The organism is Winogradskyella sp. SM1960, from assembly GCF_020179375.1.
In the GTDB taxonomy this organism is placed as follows: Bacteria; Bacteroidota; Bacteroidia; order Flavobacteriales; family Flavobacteriaceae; genus Winogradskyella; species Winogradskyella marina.
The window spans coordinates 12,095-32,622 of record NZ_JAICBG010000001.1 but is presented as its reverse complement, the minus strand read 5'-3'; the positions used below and the strand labels follow the sequence as shown (position 1 = coordinate 32,622).

Annotated in this window: 20 protein-coding genes and 2 tRNA genes; 11 read left to right on the top strand and 11 right to left on the bottom strand. The window is 32.9% G+C overall.

From position 1 onward, the window contains the following. Nucleotides 1–3: 3 nt before the first annotated feature. From K1X16_RS00155 to K1X16_RS00140, 4 genes are all read right to left on the bottom strand, one after another. Complete coding sequence (locus tag K1X16_RS00155; RefSeq protein ID WP_225034587.1) at nt 4–1,464, bottom strand: phytoene desaturase family protein; 1,461 nt, start codon at nt 1,462–1,464, stop codon at nt 4–6. Further along, nucleotides 1,464–2,369, bottom strand: coding sequence for a MerR family transcriptional regulator (locus K1X16_RS00150; RefSeq protein WP_225034586.1), 906 nt, complete (start codon nt 2,367–2,369; stop codon nt 1,464–1,466). Before K1X16_RS00150 ends, K1X16_RS00155 begins: the two co-directional genes overlap by 1 nt. Nucleotides 2,370–2,524: 155 nt before the next feature. Then, a tRNA-Leu gene (locus tag K1X16_RS00145) sits at nt 2,525–2,608 on the bottom strand. A gap of 55 nt (nt 2,609–2,663) precedes the next feature. Further along, a tRNA-Lys gene (locus K1X16_RS00140) sits at nt 2,664–2,736 on the bottom strand. A 130-nt stretch (nt 2,737–2,866) separates the two neighbouring features. Here K1X16_RS00140 and K1X16_RS00135 point away from each other — a divergent pair. Then, nucleotides 2,867–3,388: a shikimate kinase gene (locus K1X16_RS00135; protein WP_195872559.1), complete on the top strand. Its 522-nt coding sequence runs from the start codon at nt 2,867–2,869 to the stop codon at nt 3,386–3,388. On the opposite strand, the gene K1X16_RS00130 is transcribed toward K1X16_RS00135, so the two are convergent. From K1X16_RS00130 to K1X16_RS00120, 3 genes are all read right to left on the bottom strand, one after another. Then, nucleotides 3,380–3,883, bottom strand: a complete 504-nt coding sequence (locus tag K1X16_RS00130; protein WP_195872558.1) for a phosphoribosyltransferase family protein — start codon at nt 3,881–3,883, stop codon at nt 3,380–3,382. The genes K1X16_RS00135 and K1X16_RS00130 overlap by 9 nt on opposite strands. 92 nt (nt 3,884–3,975) lie before the next feature. Continuing rightward, the gene (locus tag K1X16_RS00125) at nt 3,976–4,551 is read right to left on the bottom strand and encodes a methyltransferase domain-containing protein (protein WP_394370121.1); all 576 of its coding nucleotides are present in this window, start codon (nt 4,549–4,551) and stop codon (nt 3,976–3,978) included. 73 nt (nt 4,552–4,624) lie between these two features. Further along, nucleotides 4,625–4,999 carry an RNA-binding S4 domain-containing protein gene (locus K1X16_RS00120; protein WP_195872556.1) on the bottom strand — a complete coding sequence of 125 codons (375 nt, stop codon included), beginning with the start codon at nt 4,997–4,999 and terminating at the stop codon, nt 4,625–4,627. Nucleotides 5,000–5,132: 133 nt separating this feature from the next. On the opposite strand from K1X16_RS00120, the gene K1X16_RS00115 reads away from it, so the two are divergent. Continuing rightward, nucleotides 5,133–6,188 (top strand): FKBP-type peptidyl-prolyl cis-trans isomerase, encoded by a 1,056-nt coding sequence (locus tag K1X16_RS00115; protein WP_225034585.1) that lies wholly within the window; start codon nt 5,133–5,135, stop codon nt 6,186–6,188. Nucleotides 6,189–6,278: 90 nt separating this feature from the next. Here K1X16_RS00115 and K1X16_RS00110 read toward each other — a convergent pair whose 3' ends face one another. The 4 genes from K1X16_RS00110 to K1X16_RS00095 are packed head-to-tail and all read right to left on the bottom strand — an operon-like array spanning nt 6,279 to nt 9,440. Further along, nucleotides 6,279–6,878, bottom strand: coding sequence for an outer membrane beta-barrel protein (locus tag K1X16_RS00110; RefSeq protein WP_225034584.1), 600 nt, complete (start codon nt 6,876–6,878; stop codon nt 6,279–6,281). 57 nt (nt 6,879–6,935) lie between these two features. Further along, nucleotides 6,936–7,889: a transketolase family protein gene (locus K1X16_RS00105; RefSeq protein ID WP_225034583.1), complete on the bottom strand. Its 954-nt coding sequence runs from the start codon at nt 7,887–7,889 to the stop codon at nt 6,936–6,938. After that, nucleotides 7,886–8,593 carry a hypothetical protein gene (locus tag K1X16_RS00100; RefSeq protein ID WP_195872552.1) on the bottom strand — a complete coding sequence of 236 codons (708 nt, stop codon included), beginning with the start codon at nt 8,591–8,593 and terminating at the stop codon, nt 7,886–7,888. The genes K1X16_RS00105 and K1X16_RS00100 overlap by 4 nt, the downstream gene beginning before the upstream one ends. 1 nt (nt 8,594) lies before the next feature. Then, entirely contained in the window at nt 8,595–9,440 is an 846-nt protein-coding gene (locus K1X16_RS00095; RefSeq protein ID WP_225034582.1) for a transketolase, read from the bottom strand. Between the two features lie 206 nt (nt 9,441–9,646). Between K1X16_RS00095 and tgt the strand changes: the two genes are divergently transcribed. The 9 genes from tgt (at nt 9,647) to K1X16_RS00050 (ending at nt 20,512) form a co-directional block, all read left to right on the top strand. Next, nucleotides 9,647–10,777 carry a tRNA guanosine(34) transglycosylase Tgt gene (gene tgt, locus K1X16_RS00090; protein WP_195872550.1) on the top strand — a complete coding sequence of 377 codons (1,131 nt, stop codon included), beginning with the start codon at nt 9,647–9,649 and terminating at the stop codon, nt 10,775–10,777. Nucleotides 10,778–10,914: 137 nt separating this feature from the next. Beyond that, nucleotides 10,915–11,991 carry an LptF/LptG family permease gene (locus K1X16_RS00085; RefSeq protein ID WP_225034581.1) on the top strand — a complete coding sequence of 359 codons (1,077 nt, stop codon included), beginning with the start codon at nt 10,915–10,917 and terminating at the stop codon, nt 11,989–11,991. Continuing rightward, nucleotides 11,978–12,886, top strand: coding sequence for a DMT family transporter (locus tag K1X16_RS00080; RefSeq protein ID WP_195872548.1), 909 nt, complete (start codon nt 11,978–11,980; stop codon nt 12,884–12,886). The genes K1X16_RS00085 and K1X16_RS00080 overlap by 14 nt, the downstream gene beginning before the upstream one ends. Before the next feature lie 146 nt (nt 12,887–13,032). After that, entirely contained in the window at nt 13,033–13,986 is a 954-nt protein-coding gene (locus K1X16_RS00075) for an acetyl-CoA carboxylase carboxyltransferase subunit alpha (RefSeq protein WP_195872547.1), read from the top strand. 167 nt (nt 13,987–14,153) lie between these two features. Then, nucleotides 14,154–15,689 carry a replicative DNA helicase gene (dnaB, locus tag K1X16_RS00070; protein WP_195872546.1) on the top strand — a complete coding sequence of 512 codons (1,536 nt, stop codon included), beginning with the start codon at nt 14,154–14,156 and terminating at the stop codon, nt 15,687–15,689. A gap of 71 nt (nt 15,690–15,760) precedes the next feature. Then, nucleotides 15,761–16,795 carry an AI-2E family transporter gene (locus K1X16_RS00065; protein ID WP_195872545.1) on the top strand — a complete coding sequence of 345 codons (1,035 nt, stop codon included), beginning with the start codon at nt 15,761–15,763 and terminating at the stop codon, nt 16,793–16,795. A gap of 87 nt (nt 16,796–16,882) precedes the next feature. Continuing rightward, a complete protein-coding gene (locus tag K1X16_RS00060) occupies nt 16,883–18,148 on the top strand; it encodes an asparagine synthetase B (protein WP_410529957.1) in 1,266 nt (421 codons plus the stop codon). A 1-nt stretch (nt 18,149) separates the two neighbouring features. Then, the gene (locus K1X16_RS00055) at nt 18,150–19,844 is read left to right on the top strand and encodes a sensor histidine kinase (RefSeq protein WP_225034580.1); all 1,695 of its coding nucleotides are present in this window, start codon (nt 18,150–18,152) and stop codon (nt 19,842–19,844) included. Then, a complete protein-coding gene (locus K1X16_RS00050) occupies nt 19,844–20,512 on the top strand; it encodes a LytR/AlgR family response regulator transcription factor (protein ID WP_225034579.1) in 669 nt (222 codons plus the stop codon). Before K1X16_RS00055 ends, K1X16_RS00050 begins: the two co-directional genes overlap by 1 nt. Nucleotides 20,513–20,528: the final 16 nt, after the last annotated feature.

Genomic DNA, 20,528 nt, shown 5'->3' with positions numbered 1-20,528 from the left:
TTGTTAAACTTCATTGTTTTGAATCAGTTGAGCAACTAGCTTTCCTGAAATCAAAGCAGGTGGAACTCCTGGTCCAGGCACAGTAAGTTGCCCTGTGAAATAGAGTCCATCTACTTTTTTACTTTTTAATTTTGGCCTTAAAAATGCAGTTTGCATTAAGGTGTTTGCCATACCGTAGGCGTTCCCCTTATAAGAATTGTAATCGTTAATAAAATCAGTAACACAATACGATTCTTTAAATAGGATGTGGTTTTTAACGTCCTGTTCTGTTCGTTTTTCAAAACGACTCATAATAAGGTCGAAATATTGCTGACGTAGCTCTGGTGTGTCTTCTAGTCCTGGAGCAATTGGAATTAGGAAAAATCCGGTTTCACAATGTTCAGGTGCCATGCTTTCATCTGTTACAGAAGGAAAGTTAGCATAAAATAATGGATTTTTAGGCCATTTAGGATCATCATAAATTTCTTCAGCATGATTTTCAAAATCGGTATCAAAGAACAGATTGTGATGTTCTATGTTTTTCAATTTTTGATTAAAACCAACATAAAAGAGAAGAGATGAAGGGGCAAATGTTCTGCTTTCCCAGTAAGATTCACTGTACTGCCTGTAATTTTTGTCTAAGAGCGTTTCAGAATGATGATAATCGGCACCACTAAGAATGACATCAGAACTAATAACTTGTCCATTAACTGTTAGGCTTTTCGCTTTCTTATTCTCGACACTAATTTTTTCGACATTACTGTTGGTGTGAATTGTGACACCTAAGCTTTCAGCCAAACGCTTCATGGCTTTAACTATTTCGTACATGCCACCTTTAGGGTGCCAAGTTCCTAAACCAAAATCGGCAAAGTTCATAAAACTATAAAACGATGGTGTTTGATTGGGTTTAGCGCCTAAGAACAAAACAGGAAATTCTAATGTTGAAATTAGTTTAGGATTCTTAAACTTCTTACGAACTTCAGAACTAATCGTTTTATAAAACTGGTCTAACCGAGTAATGGTGTCTTTGGTTACCAATTCAAAAGGGGAAAGACCAGGTTTTAAAACAATTTTATTTATAGCGATATTGTAATTGTCTTGAGCTGTGGCTATAAATTGTTGAAGTGGTTTTGAGCTGCCCTTCTCAATTCGTTCAAATTCCATACAAATTTGATCCATATGATCTCCAACAGTAATAATATCATCTGCAAAGAAAATTTTATAGGCAGGACTCAATTTGTCTAATTCATAATAGTCATTAACTGTCTTTCCGAAGTCTTTAAAGAATTTTTCAAAAATATCTGGCATCCAATACCAACTTGGACCAATATCAAAGGTAAAACCATCTTTTTTAAGTTGTCGTGCTCTGCCACCAACTGTACTGTTTTTTTCAAACATAGACACCTTGTAACCGGCTTTGGCTAAATAGCAGGCTGCTGATAAAGCTGAAAATCCTGAACCTATTATGGATACTGTTTTAGTCATTAATTTTCTAAAGTGTTGGTAAAACTTTTAATAGAGTTAAATGCTTTTACTTGTTTAGGTAATTTGTCTTTATCAATATAACTGAGCATACTTCCCAATACCCAAAACTCTGTGTCTAGTGACGTTAATATAAGATCAGAAAATTTCTGAAAATAATCAGATAGATTTTCTTTTTCTGGTTTTATCGTAAAATAAGAAATAAATACAATATTGTTGTAATAATTTTTAAGATCAAGTAAACTCTCAATAGGAATACTTTGACCTAAATAAATGGATCGAAAACCATGTCTAATTACTTCATGATTAATATATGTTAAACCAATGTCGTGTATTTCGTTATCTGGTAAATACAATACAAAGGTTTTGTCTGAATTATAGTTTTGATTTTCTTGTAGCTTTTCTGTGTTAATTAGAATTTTCTGACGAATAAGTTGTGAAATAAAATGCTCGTGAGCAGGAGTTATAGTGTCGGTTTGCCATAACAATCCAATTTCAGTTAAAAGCGGGATAAAAATGTTGTAAAAAATCTCTTCAAACGTCTTTTCAGAAAGTAGCGATTTATAAGTTTTGTAAAATAAACTTTGATCAAAATTTAGCATAGACAATTTAAATGCATTTATAGCATGGTTGTCTGTGTTGCTTTCTGCCGCAATTTCTTTTACTAATGCTGGAATTTTATCAGACGCAATGGTAGCAATCTTTGAAATTTTATAACCGTTATTATTTAGGTAACTTACGTTAAGTAACTTCTGAAAACTGGCCAAGTCATAATATCTAATATTAGTTTCAGTACGTTTAGGTTCGAGAAGATTGTAGCGCTTTTCCCATATTCTTATAGTGTGGGCTTTTATACCTGTGAGGTTTTCTAGATCCTTAATACTAAATCTATCTTTAATGTTGTTCATTGTTTTTTACAAAAGTTTAAACAAAAATAAGATTTATATTAATACCAAGATAGGAATTAACGAAAATTATGAAAAAAAAAGAATAAAGGGGAGAAAGGAAATAATGCGTGCAGGTGATTTATTTAGGATATGAAGCGTAAGTTTTTAGGTAATTGTGCGCACGAGAAGACTCGAACTTCCACGGACTAATGTCCACCAACCCCTCAAGCTGGCGCGTCTACCAATTCCGCCACGTGCGCATAATAATGAAGTAAAGATAAAAAAAAAGTTAAGCTTTACGCTTAACTTTTTTTGTGACCAGTCTGGGGCTCGAACCCAGGACCCTCTCCTTAAAAGGGAGATGCTCTGCCAACTGAGCTAACTGGTCAAAATGTTTTCTCTTTAACGAGGGTGCAAATATATAATGTTTAATCAATAAAACAACACTTTTTTTATATTTTTTTTTGTTTTTTTGTAGTCTAATTAGCTATCAGTTTAATAATCAATTTATAAGCGTTATGATTATAATTTTAATAGGATATATGGGATCGGGAAAATCAACTTTAGGTAAGGAATTAGCTACAAGATTGAATTCTAGTTTTTTAGATTTAGACGATTATATCTCAGAAAAGGAAAGTGCCTCAATACCAGAGCTTTTTAAAACTAAAGGTGAAATCTATTTTCGAAAAAAAGAAACGGAGTATCTCAATGAGCTTCTAAACACCTCAGAAGATCTAGTGCTTGCATTAGGTGGAGGAACTCCTTGTTTTGGAAATAACATGGACTTATTAACGGGAAACACCAATTTGATTTCGTTTTACTTAAAGCTATCAATTCCGCTTTTAGTCAAACGTTTATTTAAAGAAAGAGAAAATAGACCGTTAATCAGTCATATAAGTACTGAGGCTGAATTGTTAGAATTTATAGGAAAACACTTGTTTGAGCGCATTCCGTATTATAGTAAATCTCAGTTTACGCTAAACACCGATAATAAAACACAGCAAGAAATTTTAGAAGACCTTGTGGCGCACTTAATCTAAATAGGCCTCGTAAGGTTGTTTAGATAAGTTAACATGGACATGCTCAAATAAAGAAGTTGAAAGCGAAATACCTTTAAAATCCGCTTTTACTGGATACTTCTTATGGTTGCGATTTACTAAAACTGCTGTTTTAAACTGAGTTAAGGGAACATCTAAAAAATGCTTTATGCCATATATTAAGGTGCTGCCAGAGTTTAACACATCATCAATAAGCACTAATGACTTATTACTATAATCGTCTTTAGAAATAGACGTTTTTATTGGTGTCGTTGGTTCTACCTTATTGATGGTAACCTTGCATAATGTAGAATTAATAGTAGATATTTTATCTAAATGCGATTTTATTTTCTTGGCAAGCAAATAACCGTTGCTCTCAATCCCAGCAATTATAAGCTCTGTTTCATTAACATTGCTTTCGTAAATTTGATACGCTATGCGCTTTATTTTGTGCTCAATTTCTTTATGACTTAAAATCGTATTTTTCGTTAGTGCCATAGGTTGTTATTACAAAATTAGGAATTATTATAAACGACAGTTTGTAGCTTAATCTTTAAAAATGACTACAATCAAAGTATGTCAAATACCCATTATGGGTTTTCAAAGATAAAAAACAGTTCATTACCTTGTCTTTCTTTTATGGAATTAATTGATGGTTCTAATACTTTAATGCTGAATATTTGTTTAAAAAGGGATTGATATTCAGAAATACTTCCACCAAAAGGTGGTCCATCTTCTGTAAGCTCCATTTGAAATAATAAACCAATGAGCTTACCGTTGGGTTTTAAAAGTTGATGCATTTGCTGTGCATATTTTAATCTTAAGCTTGGGTGGAGTGCACAAAAAAATGTTTGTTCTATAATGAGGTCAAAGCTATCGCTCAACTCAAAAAAGTCTAAATTCAACAGTTGGTTCTGAGGAAACTCTGGTACGCGATGTTTAAAATTATTTAAGGGATGTGCAGCAATATCTAATACATAGACATTCTTAAAACCCTTATGCCATAAATATTCGGCTTCATAACTATTGCCAGCTCCTGGAATCAAAATTTTAATGGATTTATCTTCAAGTTGATCAATATACGTTTTTAGTGGAGTAGAAACGTAGCCAATATTCCAACCGGTTTTATGAGCATCGTAACGCTCTTCCCAGTATGTCTTGTTCATTTGATTCATAATCTGAACTAGTTGTTTTAAATTAAAACATTGCTTCTGTCACAATGCAATTTTACGTTTAAACTCACTCTTCTTCATTATCATAAAAGTCATCAATATCACGTCTGTCTTTTTTTGTAGGACGTCCTGTACCTTTCTTTCTATAATAATCTTTGCTGTACTTTAAGAGTTCTTTGGCTTCAAATGCCGACTTTGGTGTTGTGTCTACACGGTATATATCAACCAGTTTTGCACCAACGCGATTTGGAGGTAAATCATTAACCGTAAGCTGATAGATAATTTGGTCTTTTCTAAGTTCAATCTTATCAGTAGGAAATACTTCTCGCGATGGTTTTACCGCAGCTCCATTAACTTTAACTTGTCCTTTTTTACAAGCTTTTGTCGCAATACTTCTTGTTTTGTAATAGCGTACACACCATAAATATTTATCAATTCGCATATCTTTTTTACTAAAAACTACGTTAATGTTGTAGTGCAAAAATATTATATTATTGTATCTTGCGCCTTAAAAATAAGCAATAATGAACTTCGTTTTAAGCTGTAGTAGCTTAAAACGGGTAATATAAGTTTCTATGAAAATTAAAATTTTAAAATCTAGTCTTTTACTCATGCTTTTATTTATCGTTGTGGTCTCATGTAACAATGATGACGATGGTGATACAGTTACTTTTGTTGAAGAAGATAGAACAGAGCAACAAGCTAAAGATAAAGACTCTTTAGTCGCGTATTTAACATCACATTATTATAATTCTGGTTTTTTTGAAACGGGGTCTAATTTTAAATACACTGATATTGTAATCACCCCTTTAGAAGAAGGTGAAGAGGTGCCAGAAAACCATACTTTGTTGATGTCTGCTGTTGAAGAGCGTACCACAACTCATCTTGGTGCTAGTTATGAATATTATATATTAAATCTATTTGAAGGGGAAGGTGATTCTCCAAATTTTACAGACTTAATTCTTGTAAGGTATAGCGGAAGCTCAGTAAATGATGCTTTAGATGGTAATTATGAGGTTTTTGATTCAACTGTTACACCTGTTGGTATTCCACTTCAAGCAGACGGCACAAACAATGCCGCTTTTGTTAGGGCTTGGCCGCTTGTGTTTCCTGAATTTAAAGCAGCAATGTTTGATGGTATTGATGAGAATGGTAATTTAAATTTTACCAATCCTGGTTTAGGGGTGATGTTTATACCTTCTGGTTTGGCGTATTTTTCGGGTGTTGCAACAGGTTCATCTTATGATAATATTATGTTTAAGTTTGAATTGTTACAAGTTCAAGTAGAGGATCATGATAATGACGGTATACCTTCTTATATTGAAGATCGCAATAGTGACTTATATGTAATTGACGATGACACAGACGATGATGGGAGTCCAGATTTTATAGACATCGACGATGATGGAGATCTTGTTTTAACGATTGATGAATTAATTCCTACAACATATACCGTAGATACCAATCTAGGTGAAGAAGAGCCAGTGCTTGCTGCTAACGAGTTTGAAAGAAGTCGAACTGAAATCGATGGTATAATTACTATTAAAACAGTAACTATAGCAGACTCAAATAATGATGGAACACCAGATTATTTAGATCCAAATATCTCCATTAATTATAATGAGATTTAGTAATTAACTTCATTAAGTTTTTAAAATAAGAAAGCCGCTCAAAATAATTGAGCGGCTTTTTTTTTTTTTTTATTACTAACTTTTTTAGTATTAAAGCGCTAAAGATAAGCTTAATATTAATTGGTCTGGTCTTGTATCAACTCTACTAACAACTCCAGATCCTAAATTGTTATCAATAAAAGTCGCTTCGTTTTCAGTAAAACCTCTTTCATATCTTAAGTCTATACCAATATTATTAAAGCTAAGTCCGATTCCAAAATTTAATCCAACTGAGAAATCTTCTTCAACATTATCAATGTCTATACCTTCAAACTCTGTATCTAAAATATATTGTAATGAAGGGCCAGCAAATACACTTACTGGTCCTAATACTTTTACACCTACTAATATAGGAGCATCTATTTTCTGAACAGAAAACTCATCACTACTATACTCACTTCGTGTTGCCGTATAAACGAGTTCTGGTTTTAAGTAAAACTTGTTACCTATTTTTCCAAAAAGCCCAATATGGTATCCAATATTGCGATCAGGACTTTCAGCATTAGCACCAATGGATTCAAAATAGTCTCCGTTGGCACTATAGTTTAGTCCTCCTTTAATTCCAAAAGAATTTCCGTTTTGAGCTGTCATTGTAAATCCAACAAAAGCAAAAATCACAGTTGCAATAACTGTTTTCTTTAAATTTTTCATAATGTTCGTTTTTTATAAGATTAGGTTCTTATTTCCAAAAACGATGCCAAATCAAAATTATTTTCTTTTCAGAACTTTTTTAACAGCATTTTGGATCGCATCACTATTTAAACCATACTTGTCCATAAGCTGTGCTGGTGTACCCGATTCTCCAAAAGTATCGTTTGTTGCAACAAATTCTTGAGGTGTAGGTTTGTGCTGTGCTAAAACTCTAGCAACACTTTCACCAAGACCACCAAGGTGGTTATGTTCTTCAGCAGTAACGATACAACCTGTTTTAGAAACGGAATCTATAATAGCTTTGTCATCTAAAGGTTTAATGGTGTGTATGTTGATCACTTCAGCAGAAATACCAGCTTCATGTAATGCTTTTGAGGCTTCTAAAGCTTCCCAAACTAAATGACCTGTAGCAACAATAGTTACATCTGTACCTTCAGTTAATTGAATGGCTTTACCAATCTCAAATTTCTGATCAGCAGGAGTGAAAATAGGGACAGAAGGGCGACCAAATCTTAAATAAACAGGGCCATCATAATCTGCAATAGCTATCGTAGCCGCTTTTGTCTGGTTATAATCACACGGATTAATAACGACCATTCCTGGTAACATTTTCATTAATCCAATATCCTCTAAAATTTGATGCGTTGCACCATCTTCACCTAAGGTTAATCCAGCGTGAGAAGCACAAATTTTTACATTCTTACCAGAGTAAGCTATGGATTGACGAATTTGATCGTAAACACGACCCGTTGAGAAGTTTGCAAACGTACCCGTAAAAGGAATTTTGCCACCAATGGTTAAACCTGCAGCAATTCCCATCATGTTAGCTTCTGCAATTCCTATTTGATAAAAACGTTCTGGGTTTTCATCAATAAATTCATTCATCTTTAGCGACCCAATAAGATCAGCACAAAGTGCAACAACATTAGGGTTTGTTCTTCCAAGTTCTGCTAAACCGGCTCCAAAACCACTTCTTGTATCTTTTTTTTCTGTGTATGTATATGTTTTCATTCTGTTATTTTGAAACTGTGATTAATAGTAATTGTTTTTGTCTTTTGTTCTATGTTGTTGGCTTCAATTAGTTTTCTTCCTTTAAGTGTGATGTCTAAAATAAGTCCGTTAGGAAAATTCATTTCATCCATTACTAAGCCATTTTGAGTTGCGAAAATTAACTCAAGAAATTTTCTAAATAATTGGTTGTTGTCAACCTCTAGTGTTTTGTCAAATGCTATTGATATTTTTTGAGATTCACCTTCATTGCTAGGGTAAATATCATAAATCTCAGCTTCTTTTCCAGCGACGAGTATAGTGTCATTGGTATTTTCAGTAATAAAGTCAAATTCTTTATTTTCTCCATTTTCTGAATCAGGAAAGAAACTTGATAATAACATATTCATGTATAACTCATTTCCTTCGGAATTAAAGAATAGCATAATTGAATTGCTTTCTGTATCTAAAATAATAGATAATTCTGAATTCTCTAACAAGCTGTCTTTTCCAAGAAACATTGATGCTGCTAAATTTTTAGCTAAATACTTGCTATCTGTCCACAGATATGTTCCGCTTTTGTCTAAGCCAACTTTTACAGTGTCAATTCTCGACTGTTTATTATTGGTAACAAGGTAGTCTACAGCGTAATCTAGTGTAATCGTTTTTTCTTGAGAGAAGCCAATAGATATAAATAGTAATAGGATTATTACGACTATTTTTTTCATATTAATAATCTCCTAAAGTTTCAACATTTTGTTCCAAACCAATAGCCAATTGCTCATCATTTGGCGCTTTACCATGCCATGCGTGTGTGTGCATCATAAAATCAACGCCATTACCCATTACTGTATGTAAAAGAACACAAACAGGTTTTCCTTTTCCTGTTAAGGATTTAGCTTCTTTCATACCTTTAAGTACAGCCTCGATATCATTACCTTTTTCAATATCTAAAACAGTCCAACCAAAGGCTTCAAATTTTGCTCTAAGGCTTCCCATTGGTAAAACATCGTCTGTAGAACCATCAATTTGTTGTTGGTTTAAATCAATTGTAGAAATAAGATTATCTACTTTTTTAGCAGAAGCATACATAATGGCTTCCCAATTTTGACCTTCTTGTAATTCACCATCACCATGAAGACTGTAAACGAGGTGATCATCGTTATTTAGTTTTTTGGCTTGCGCCGCACCTAGAGCAACTGACATTCCTTGACCTAATGAACCAGAAGCAATTCTAATGCCTGGTAAGCCTTCGTGTGTAGTTGGGTGACCTTGTAAACGCGAGTTGATTAGTCTAAACGTGTTTAGTTCTTCAACAGGAAAATAGCCCGATCTCGCCAATACACTATAATATACAGGTGAAATATGTCCGTTTGAAAGAAAGAATAAGTCTTCACCTATCCCATCCATATCAAAACCTTCATTTCGTTCCATGATTTCTTTGTAAATTGATACAAAAAATTCGGCACAACCTAATGAACCTCCTGGGTGACCAGAGTTTACTTTGTGTACCATTCGTAAAATATCTCTACGAACTTGAGTTGTTAAATCTTCTAATTCTTTAATGTTTGGCATGTTATGTTGCTTAAGTTTTATGCTACAAAAGTAACTTTTTACTAAGTGTTTTCAAAAGTAGAAATGAGGCACTTATTAACGAATTGCATGATTTGCTAACAATATGATGAAAATTCCAAATGTCAATGCACAACTATTTTTTAAATCTAATTTAAGAAGGAATGTAATAGAGTTATTTATATTTGCCGTCAGACTTAAAATATTACATGAAATTTACTAGAGTAGCAAACGATAAAGAAACCAAAGCAAGAGCAGGAACAATTACTACAGATCATGGGACTATAGAAACTCCTATTTTTATGCCAGTTGGCACTGTGGCTTCTGTTAAAGGTGTGCATCAACGCGAATTAAAAAATGATATTAATCCTGATATTATTCTTGGAAATACCTATCACCTTTATTTAAGACCTCAAACTCCAATTTTAGAACAAGCTGGAGGGTTACATAAATTCATGAATTGGGACCGTAATATTTTAACCGATTCTGGTGGTTACCAAGTGTACTCTATGTCTTCTAATAGAAAGATAAAAGAAGAAGGTGTAAAGTTTAAATCACATATTGATGGGAGTTACCACGTATTTACACCAGAAAACGTAATGGAAGTACAACGTAGCATAGGTGCAGATATTATTATGGCTTTTGATGAGTGTACGCCTTATCCGTGCGATTATAACTATGCAAAACGTTCTATGCACATGACGCATCGTTGGTTAGAACGTTGTTTAACACATTTAAAAAAGACCCCTTTTAAATACGACTATGAACAAACCTTTTTTCCAATTGTTCAAGGTAGTACATATACCGATTTACGAAAGCAGTCAGCAGAATATATTGCTAATGCTGGAGCAGAAGGAAATGCAATTGGTGGACTTTCCGTAGGTGAACCTGCAGAGGAAATGTATGCCATGACAGATGTGGTTTGTGATATTTTACCAGAAGATAAGCCACGATATTTAATGGGAGTTGGAACTCCAATCAATATATTAGAAAATATAGCGTTAGGTGTAGATATGTTTGATTGTGTGATGCCAACACGAAATGCCAGAAACGGAATGTTGTTTACAGCTCACGGTTCAATTAATATTAAAAACTTAAAATGGGCTAATGATTTTTCACCAATAGATGAGATGGGAATTACATTCGTAGATACCGAATATAGTAAAGCATACTTAAGGCATCTATTTACAGTAAATGAATTGTTAGGCAAGCAAATTGCAACCATTCATAATTTAGGATTTTATCTCTGGTTAACTAGAGAAGCTAGAAAACATATTATTGCAGGTGATTTTAGAGCATGGAAAGAAAAAATGGTGAAGCAAATGGATAACCGTTTGTAGAACTAGAACTAGAACTAGAACTAGAATATTGAGAATTGTCCCCTTGAGGGGACTTTAGAAGTGTTTTTTATGACATCATTAATTTAATTAGTCAAAACAACTTCGATACAAATAACTAAACAACAAACAACACAAAATTGAAAATACTAGATTGGTATATATTAAAACGGTATTTGTTTACATTTCTCATAATGTTATTGCTGTTTGTTCCTATTGGAATAATAGTAGATTTAGCAGAGAAGGTTGGTAAGATGTTAGAAAACGATGTGCCGTTTGGTGAGGTCGCCTATTATTATTTAGATTTTACAGTTTATTTTGCGAACCTTCTATTTCCTTTATTTTTATTTCTATCGGTTATATGGTTCACATCTAAACTTGCTAATAACACAGAGATCGTTGCTTTTTTAAGTTCTGGAGTTTCGTTTTCAAGGTTTTTAAGACCTTATTTAATTGGTGCTTCTATTATTGCAGGAATTGCTTTGTTTTTAGGGATGTATTTAGCTCCAATTGCAAGTCAAGGTTTCAATGAGTTTAAGTATAAGTATTTAAGAAAGAATAGGAAAATACAGCAAACAAAGGATGTTTACCAACAAATTAATGATAATGATTATGTCTATGTAAATAATTTTATTCCTAAAACTGAAACAGGTTTAAAATTCACTTTCGAACATTTTGAAGGTAACGAAATGAAGTATAAAATCTTCGCAGACAGAATTAATTATGTTGAAAAGGACAGTGCTTATAAACTTATAACGTACGTTAAACGTTCATTTAATAATGGAGTTGAAACAGTGGAGGAAGAGAGTCAAAAGCTCATGCAATTTCCATTTGAACTCGAAGACTTAACACCTGTTCAATATGCTGCAGAAACTAAGTCTTACGGTGAATTACTCAAATTTATTGCTGCCGAAAAACGACGAGGTTCTCCTAATATTGGTCGATACGAAGTGGTAAAATTAAAAAAATGGAGCTTACCTGTATCCATATTTATCCTTACAATTATAGCTGTTGCAGTATCTTCTGTAAAACGACGTGGTGGCATGGGAGCAAACCTTGCGGTAGGTATCGCAATTGCCATGATATATGTTTTCTTTGATAAGGTGTTTGGCGTCATGGCAGAACAGTCTAATTTTCCAGCTGTGGTAGCAGTATGGTTTCCTAATGTATTATTTGGTATTTTAGCAATATATCTACTACAAAATGCCAAACGCTAAACTAAAGCATTATTTACACTTACATTTTCTTGTTATCATTGCTGGGTTTACGGCAATTCTAGGAGAACTCATTACTATTGGAGCATTAGAATTGGTCTGGTATAGAATGGCAATGGCGGGAATTTTAATGTTCATCTACATTAAAGTTATAAGACTAAATATTAAAGTATCTAAAAAAGCACTTTTACAGTTTTTTGTTGCTGGTATTATCATTGCTTTACATTGGATTACCTTTTTTGAAGCCATCAACCAAGCTAATGTTTCTATAACCTTGGCTATGTTTTCTTCGGGTGCTTTTTTTGCATCCTTAATAGAACCTGTTTTTTTTAAACGTCGCATTTTAGGCTATGAGATTATTTTTGGAATCATCGTAATCCTTGGAGTGTTTCTAATTACGAGTAGCGAAATGGGTTACATTAATGGCATTGTTTTAGGATTACTATCGGCATTACTATCAACATTATTTGCTGTAATTAATGGTCTTTTTATAGAGAAGCACAATGCTACTGTAATTTCGTTTTATGAGTTTATCAGTGGTGTGTTTTTTATAACTGTGTTTATTTTATTAACGGGTAAATCCTTTAATGCAGAGTTCTTTATGTTATCTAATTCCGACTGGGTGTATCTATTTATTTTAGCTTCAGTTTGTACAGCATACGCCTTTATTGGTTCTGTAGATATAATGCGTTACATCAGTCCATTTACAGTTATTTTAAGTTATAATCTAGAACCGATTTATGGGATAGTAATCGCTATTTTGCTTTTTCCCGATACAGAAAAGATGTCACCACAATTTTATTTAGGTGCTATCCTTATTATGGTTACGGTTGTGTTTGATGCCATTTTTAAAAATTATAAGCGACGACGAATTAAATCCAATAGTATTACCAATTAAACTTGTATAGTTTCTGTAATAAATTCTATTTTTGTAAATTGAAATGGTGAACTTATATTTTTATTTATTTCTTGTAATATAGAAATAAGAATACGTAGGTTTGTACCCTAACTATACTAACTAAACAAAAACTAACTTCAAATTGTATGGAATATTTAGAGTTTGAATTACCGATAAAAGAATTAGAAGAACAGCTCGATAAATGTCAGATTATAGGCAAAGAAAGTGACGTAGATGTTTCTGAAACCTGTAAGCAAATAGAGAAAAAACTTGCAGAAACTAAAAAAGACATTTACAAAAATCTTACAGCATGGCAACGTGTTCAGTTATCACGTCATCCTAATAGACCTTATACTTTAGACCATATTAAAGCACTTTGTGGTGATACATTTTTAGAATTACACGGTGACAGAAATGTAAAAGACGACAAGGCCATGATCGGTGGTTTGGGTAAAATTGGAGATCAATCGTATATGTTTATTGGTCAACAAAAAGGGTTTAATACAAAAACAAGACAGTATCGTAATTTCGGAATGTCTAATCCAGAAGGCTATCGTAAAGCATTACGACTTATGAAGTCTGCTGAGAAATTTGGAATTCCTGTTGTGACATTAATCGATACTCCAGGTGCTTATCCTGGTTTAGAAGCAGAAGAGCGTGGGCAAGGTGAAGCAATTGCTAGGAATATTTTAGAAATGGCACGTCTTAAAGTACCTATCATTACAGTAATTATTGGTGAAGGTGCATCAGGAGGTGCATTAGGTATTGGAGTAGGTGATCGCGTAATGATGTTAGAGAATACTTGGTATTCTGTAATTTCACCAGAATCGTGTTCTTCTATATTATGGAGAAGTTGGGAATATAAAGAACAAGCTGCTGAATCATTAAAACTTACAGCTAAAGATATGAAACGTATGAAGCTTGTAGATTCTATTATTAAAGAACCACTTGGTGGAGCGCATACCAATAGAGATAAAACATTTTCAGCGGTAAAAAACGCTATTATTAAATCTTATGAAGAGCTTAAAAACTTATCACCAGAAGATTTAGTGAATCAACGTATGGAAAAATACGATACGATGGGAGTCTATAAAGACTAAATCCAATGAACATAGGCAACTAAAAAAACTGAAGTTTTAGCTTCGGTTTTTTTTGGCGCTATTAACAATAAATCCAAGTTATTAACAGTTAGATTGTTGATGACATGTTGAAATCGTAAAGCGATCAATTTCATTTTCTCAACACTATTTAACTACTTTTGTTACTTATGAAACAACCAAACCCAGTACAAGGCTACAAAGTTGATAAGGGCACTATCATTAACCTAGAAAAAGGTAAAATACCACCTCAAGCAATTGATTTAGAAGAGGTTGTGATAGGTGCAATGATGATTGATAAAAAGGGTGTAGACGAAGTAATTGATATTTTAAGTCCAGATTCTTTCTACAAAGAAGCACACAAACATATCTTCGAAGCCATTTTTAAACTCTTCGAAAATAGTGAGCCAATTGACTTATTAACCGTTTCTAGTCAATTAAAGAAAGATGAAAAATTAGAATTAATTGGAGGTGATTTCTACCTCATTTCTTTAACGCAACGCGTATCGTCTTCGGCACATATTGAATTTCATGCTAGGATTATCCTTCAAAAATATATTCAAAGAAGTTTAATTAAGATTTCGAACGAAATAATTGAGGAAGCATACGACGAAACTAAAGATGTTTTTGATTTATTAGATAATGCGGAAGCAAGATTATACGAAGTCACTCAAGGTAACGTAAAGAAATCTACTGAATCTGCTCAAAGTTTAGTAATACAGGCGAAAAAGAAAATTGAGGAAATGTCTAATAAAGAAGGTATGAGTGGTGTACCTTCAGGTTTTGATAAACTCGATAAATTAACTTCAGGATGGCAACCAAGTGATTTAATCATTGTTGCAGCACGTCCTGGTATGGGTAAAACGGCATTAACGTTAACCATGGCAAGAAACATTGCTGTAAGTAGTAATATACCTGTAGCTTTCTTCTCTTTAGAGATGTCTTCTGTACAGTTAATAACCCGTTTAATTTCGAGTGAAACCGGACTATCTTCAGAAAAGTTAAGAACAGGTAAATTAGAGAAACACGAGTGGGAACAGCTAAACGTTAAAGTAAAAACCTTAGAACAATCTCCTTTATTTATAGATGATACTCCGTCGCTTTCTATTTTCGATTTACGAGCAAAAGCACGTCGTTTGGCATCTCAATACGGAATTAAGATGATTATGATTGACTACTTGCAATTAATGACTGCAGGTGGAAGTCAAAAAGGTGGAAATCGTGAACAAGAAATTTCCATGATTTCTCGTAACCTAAAAGCCTTGGCAAAAGAATTGAGTGTTCCTGTAATCGCCTTATCTCAATTATCGCGTGCAGTTGAAACGCGTGGTGGAAGTAAACGACCATTATTATCCGATTTACGTGAATCTGGTGCCATTGAGCAAGATGCGGATATTGTTTCGTTTATCTATAGACCTGAATATTATAAGATTGACGAATGGGATGATGAAGAACGTTCGCCAACCGAAGGACAAGGTGAATTTATTGTTGCAAAACACAGAAATGGTGGTTTAGAAAACATTCGATTGAAGTTTATTGGTCATTTGGGTAAGTTTGATAATTTAGATGATTTTGATACTCCTTTTGGTGGTGAATTTCATTCAAAAATGAACGATGCAGCCAGCGACAATACGTTTACTCCAGATAAATTCCCTTCAGCTTCAGACGCCTTTGGCGGTCCTGAAGATGACGGTGTACCATTTTAACAGCATTTTAAGCTAATGAAAAGTGTATTTTGATGTATCTTTGACCGCTTAGTTAAAAAGAAATTTGCCGAATGTTAGAACAAAGACGTACAACAAATGTGTTGTTGCTAATTATAGCAGTCCCTTTAGTATTCTATTTACTAAAGATATTGTCCTTTATATTTATTCCATTGATTTTTTCAATGTTTATTGCGTTGTTGTTTTTACCATTGATGCGATGGTTAGGTCGTAGAAATGTACCAAAGATAATAAGCATAATTATTGTTTTACTTCTGGTAACCTTAGGGCTTAAATTAGGTATTGAACTCATACAACTTTCGAGTAAACAAATTTTAGCAAACAATACTGAATTCTTAGCTAAAGCTGAATTAAAAACAGCGGACTTAAAAATCTACTTATTAGATAATTTTGGTATTGAGATAGAACAAGAGCATGGGGTTTTAGGCCAGTTTTTTCAGAAGGAAAATTTAGGATCAACACTTGGATTTTTAAACTCTTTCTTAACCGGTTTATTAATGACTGTTTTCTTTGTTGTTCTGTGGTTGGCAGAATCTATAAATGTTCATAAGTTATTGAATAATACGCTTTTAAAACAAAAACACACATCTATTAAAACCTTTATGAAGATCGAAAAAGATCTTATAAAATTCATAAAAGTGAAGGTCTTAGTTAGTGCTTTAACTGGTATATTTACAGGATTAATGTGCGTGTTTTTTGATGTGAGTTTCCCTATATTCTGGGGACTATTTGCCTTTACTATTAATTTTGTTCAAATGGTAGGCTCTTTTATTTCAGTAATTTTCTTATCTATTTTTGCTTTTGTAGAGCTCGATCCTACAAGTACTTTGTTCTTCTTTATTCTATCAATTTCTTTAGTACAAGTGACGTTTGGTGCAGTATTAGAACCTATTTTTATGGGAAAATCATTTTCTATAAACGTCATTGCGGTTTTAGTAATGCTAATGTTTTGGGGTTTTCTCTGGGGAATTCCTGGTTTAGTAATGGCTATTCCGATAACTGTATTTGTTAAAATTATTTTAGAACAGTTTGAAGGTACCAAAGTCATAGCTAGCTTACTTTCGGGAAGTGAATCTACTTTAAAGTAGTCGTATTACATATTCAAACAAGGTCTTAAAAGAATGATAAATCAATTCATTAAAGACTAAAAATTGGTTATATTTCGTTCTAAATCTATGAACTTGAAGAAAATTGCCATCATTTTATTTCTAATTGTATGTAGCTCCAATGCTTATGCGTCTTATATTCTTATTCCAATGGACGCAGAAACGCAGAGCAACCATTTAAAAGCCTACGGTATAACCTATTGGACTTTAGATCGCGAGCTAAAAGTAAAGTGGCTACTTAATTATAGAGGTGGTTCGTTTTTATTACCTGATGCCGAAATTATTCAACGCGAATGCCAAATTAGAGGCGTCTCTTTTGAAGTGATTTCTGATGCTAAAGCGGCTCAGATTTTAGAAGATATTGCGAGTCCTGCTGTAAATCAAGAAGCGGTTGTATTAGAAAAAGCACCAAAAATAGCTGTTTATACTCCAACAGGACTAAAACCTTGGGACGATGCTGTAACTATGGTATTGACCTATGCTGAAATTCCATATGAAACCATTTATGATGAGGAGGTTTTAAAAGATGAATTACTACTCTACGACTGGTTACACTTGCACCATGAAGATTTTACAGGTCAATATGGTAAATTCTATAGAGCTTATAGATCCGCAGCTTGGTATATTGAAGATAAAAAAGAAGCAGAAGAATTAGCTGGAACCTTAGGATACGATAAGGTATCTGATGCTAAACTAGCTGTAGCGCTTAAAATTAGAGATTATGTTGTTGGTGGCGGATTTATGTTTGCTATGTGTTCAGCGACCGATAGTTTTGATATTGCGCTTTCGGCTGAAGGAGTAGATATATGTGAGCCAATGTTTGATGGTGATGGAAGTGATCCAGGATATCAGAATAAAATTGATTTTTCTAAAACCTTCGCTTTTAAAGATTATATACTAGAACGTAGTCCTAATGTTTACGAGTTTTCTTCAATAGATATGACTCAAAAAAGACAGATAAATAAAACTGTAGATTATTTTTCTTTAATGGAATATTCTGCAAAATGGGATCCTATTCCAACGATGCTAACACAAAATCATACGGCTTTAGTAAAAGGGTTTATGGGCCAAACGACGTCGTTTACTAGAGATCAAATTAAATCTAATGTATTGGTAATGGGAGAAAACCGAACCAATGGTGAAGCTAAATACATTCACGGTATTAAAGGTAAAGGCTTTTTTACCTTTTATGGAGGTCACGATCCAGAAGATTATACGCATAGAGTAGGCGACCCAAAAACCGAATTAGATTTACATCCTACCTCACCTGGTTATCGTTTAATTTTAAACAATGTATTGTTTCCAGCTGCGAAAAAGAAGAAGCAGAAGACTTAATATGAAACACATATTTATAGCGCTATTCTTAACAAGCTTTCAACTGTTATTTGCTCAAGATGACACAATTTTAAACCATGGCCAGAATTTAATTTATGAAAATAAATTAGATAAAGCATTGTCTTATTATACAGAACACCTAAAAGAACATACCACTAAAGAAGATGAAATACATTTTCTTTTAGGTCTGGCAGATATCTATAAACTTAAGTTAGATTATGATACGGCCAATACCTATTACATTCAGGCATTTGAAGCGATTAATTTAACTAATAATAAGCAACTAAAGTTTTTGTACCATGTGAAAATGGCAGAATTTTATCGCAAAAGAATCTTGTTTACTGATGCAGTAAAACATTTAGATATTGCGACATCAATATTAAAACACCATAAAATAGAAGATCGTTACTTAGCAAAATATTATGGTAGAAAAGCGGCATTGTTTACCGAGTATTTTTTTATACCGGACTCTACACTATTGTACGCTAAAAAAGGACTTCAACTTTCAAAAAAAATAAACGATAAGGATGGCATATTTTATTCTTCGCTTGAAATATCTGGAGTTTATGAAAATAAAAAGGATTATAAGAAAACCATAGACTATCTCGAAGACCTAATATCCTTTGCCGAAAAAAACAATTTAATTCAGAATAAAGTAGATGCGTATATTAATTATACTAGAGTTTTAATAAAAGATAAACAGTATAATAAAGCCTTAGAAGAGTGTTTAAAAGCTTTGAGTTTTGCCAAAGAGAATGAATTGTTTTATGGAGAAATTCTTTTTGTTGATAATATTAGGAATATCTATGAAAAATTAGGTAATACGACAAAAGCCTATGAATATTTAGAGCTCAGATTAGATCTTACAGATGCATATTATAAAATAGAACACAGTAAATTTCTTTTTGAACTTGAAGAGAAATATAAATTGACAGAAAAAGAAAACCAAATAAAGATTAGTAATCTAGAAATTGAAAACCAAAATAAGGCGTTAGCATCCAATAAAGCAAAATTAATTATAAGCATTGGATTACTTTTAGCGGCAATAGGTTTATCACTTTTAATTGCCTATTTCTTAAAAAAGGAGAAAAAAAGTAATAAGGAACTGCATAGCTTATCTCAAGAAAATGAGTTTTTATTAAGTGAAGCCAACCATCGTATCAACAATAATTTACAATTGGTAGTTATTCTTATTTCAGACCAATTGAAAAAATCAAAAAATCAAGAGAACTTTCAGCTCAAAAATATTTTGACGAAAGTAGAGGCCATTTCAACATTACATCAACACCTCTACAAAAACAACGACAAGAAGAAAATTGATATACAGAATTATCTCCATGATGTCATGGCTTCTTTTTTTGAAGTCTTTAAGGATAATAACATAAAAACAAATATAAATATCCAGTCTGTAGAAATTTCCACAGATTATGCCATGTACTATGGATTGCTGCTTACAGAATTATTTATAAATTCAATAAAACACGCCTTTTCTCCACAAGATAACAAAACCATAATTTTTGAATTAACCAAACAGACGAGCACCTTGTATTTTCAGTATTCAGATAATGGAACAGCAGCTAATAATATGAGCATAAAACCTAAACTCATAGATAAACTCGCTAGACAAATAAAAGTAGATTATTCAATTCAAAGCAGTAATGGTTTTAAATTTTCATTTTCACAACAGATAGCCTAATGACCAAAGAGCAACTTACAAAAATCCTTATTGTAGAAGACGAAATTATAATAGCAGATTATATCTCTGAATTATTGAAAGAAGAACATTTTAACAATGTGAAAATAGCAAATGATGCACAGACAGCTCGAGGTTTGATGACATCCTTTTTACCAGATATTATTTTAATGGACATAAACCTCAATGGTAAAAATACAGGAATAGAACTATCGGAAGCTAAAAACGAAAATGCTACAGTCATTTTTATAACGGGTCAACAAGATTTTGCTTTAATGAGTCAAGCGATAAGAACAAAACCAAATGGGTATTTAACCAAACCTATTAAGAAAGTAGAGGTTATAGCAGCAATTAGTTTGGTAGCTCAAAAGCGGGAAACCCAAACGTTACAGATTAAAGATGGTTATGATATCGTTAATTTAGAGTATAACTCTATCAATTATATTGAAGCTGATGGCAACTATGTAAATATCTACACCACATCTAAAAAATATACGGTTAGGCAATCCTTGAATACAATTGTAGAACAGTTGCCAACCGATATTTTTGTGCAAACGCATCGTTCCTATTTGGTCAACAGAACAAAAATTCAACGACTTACGGCATCATCTGTTTTCGTAAATAACATAGAAATCTCGTTATCCAGAACATTCGCTAAACGGTTAAAATAACCTCTGAAATACAAAA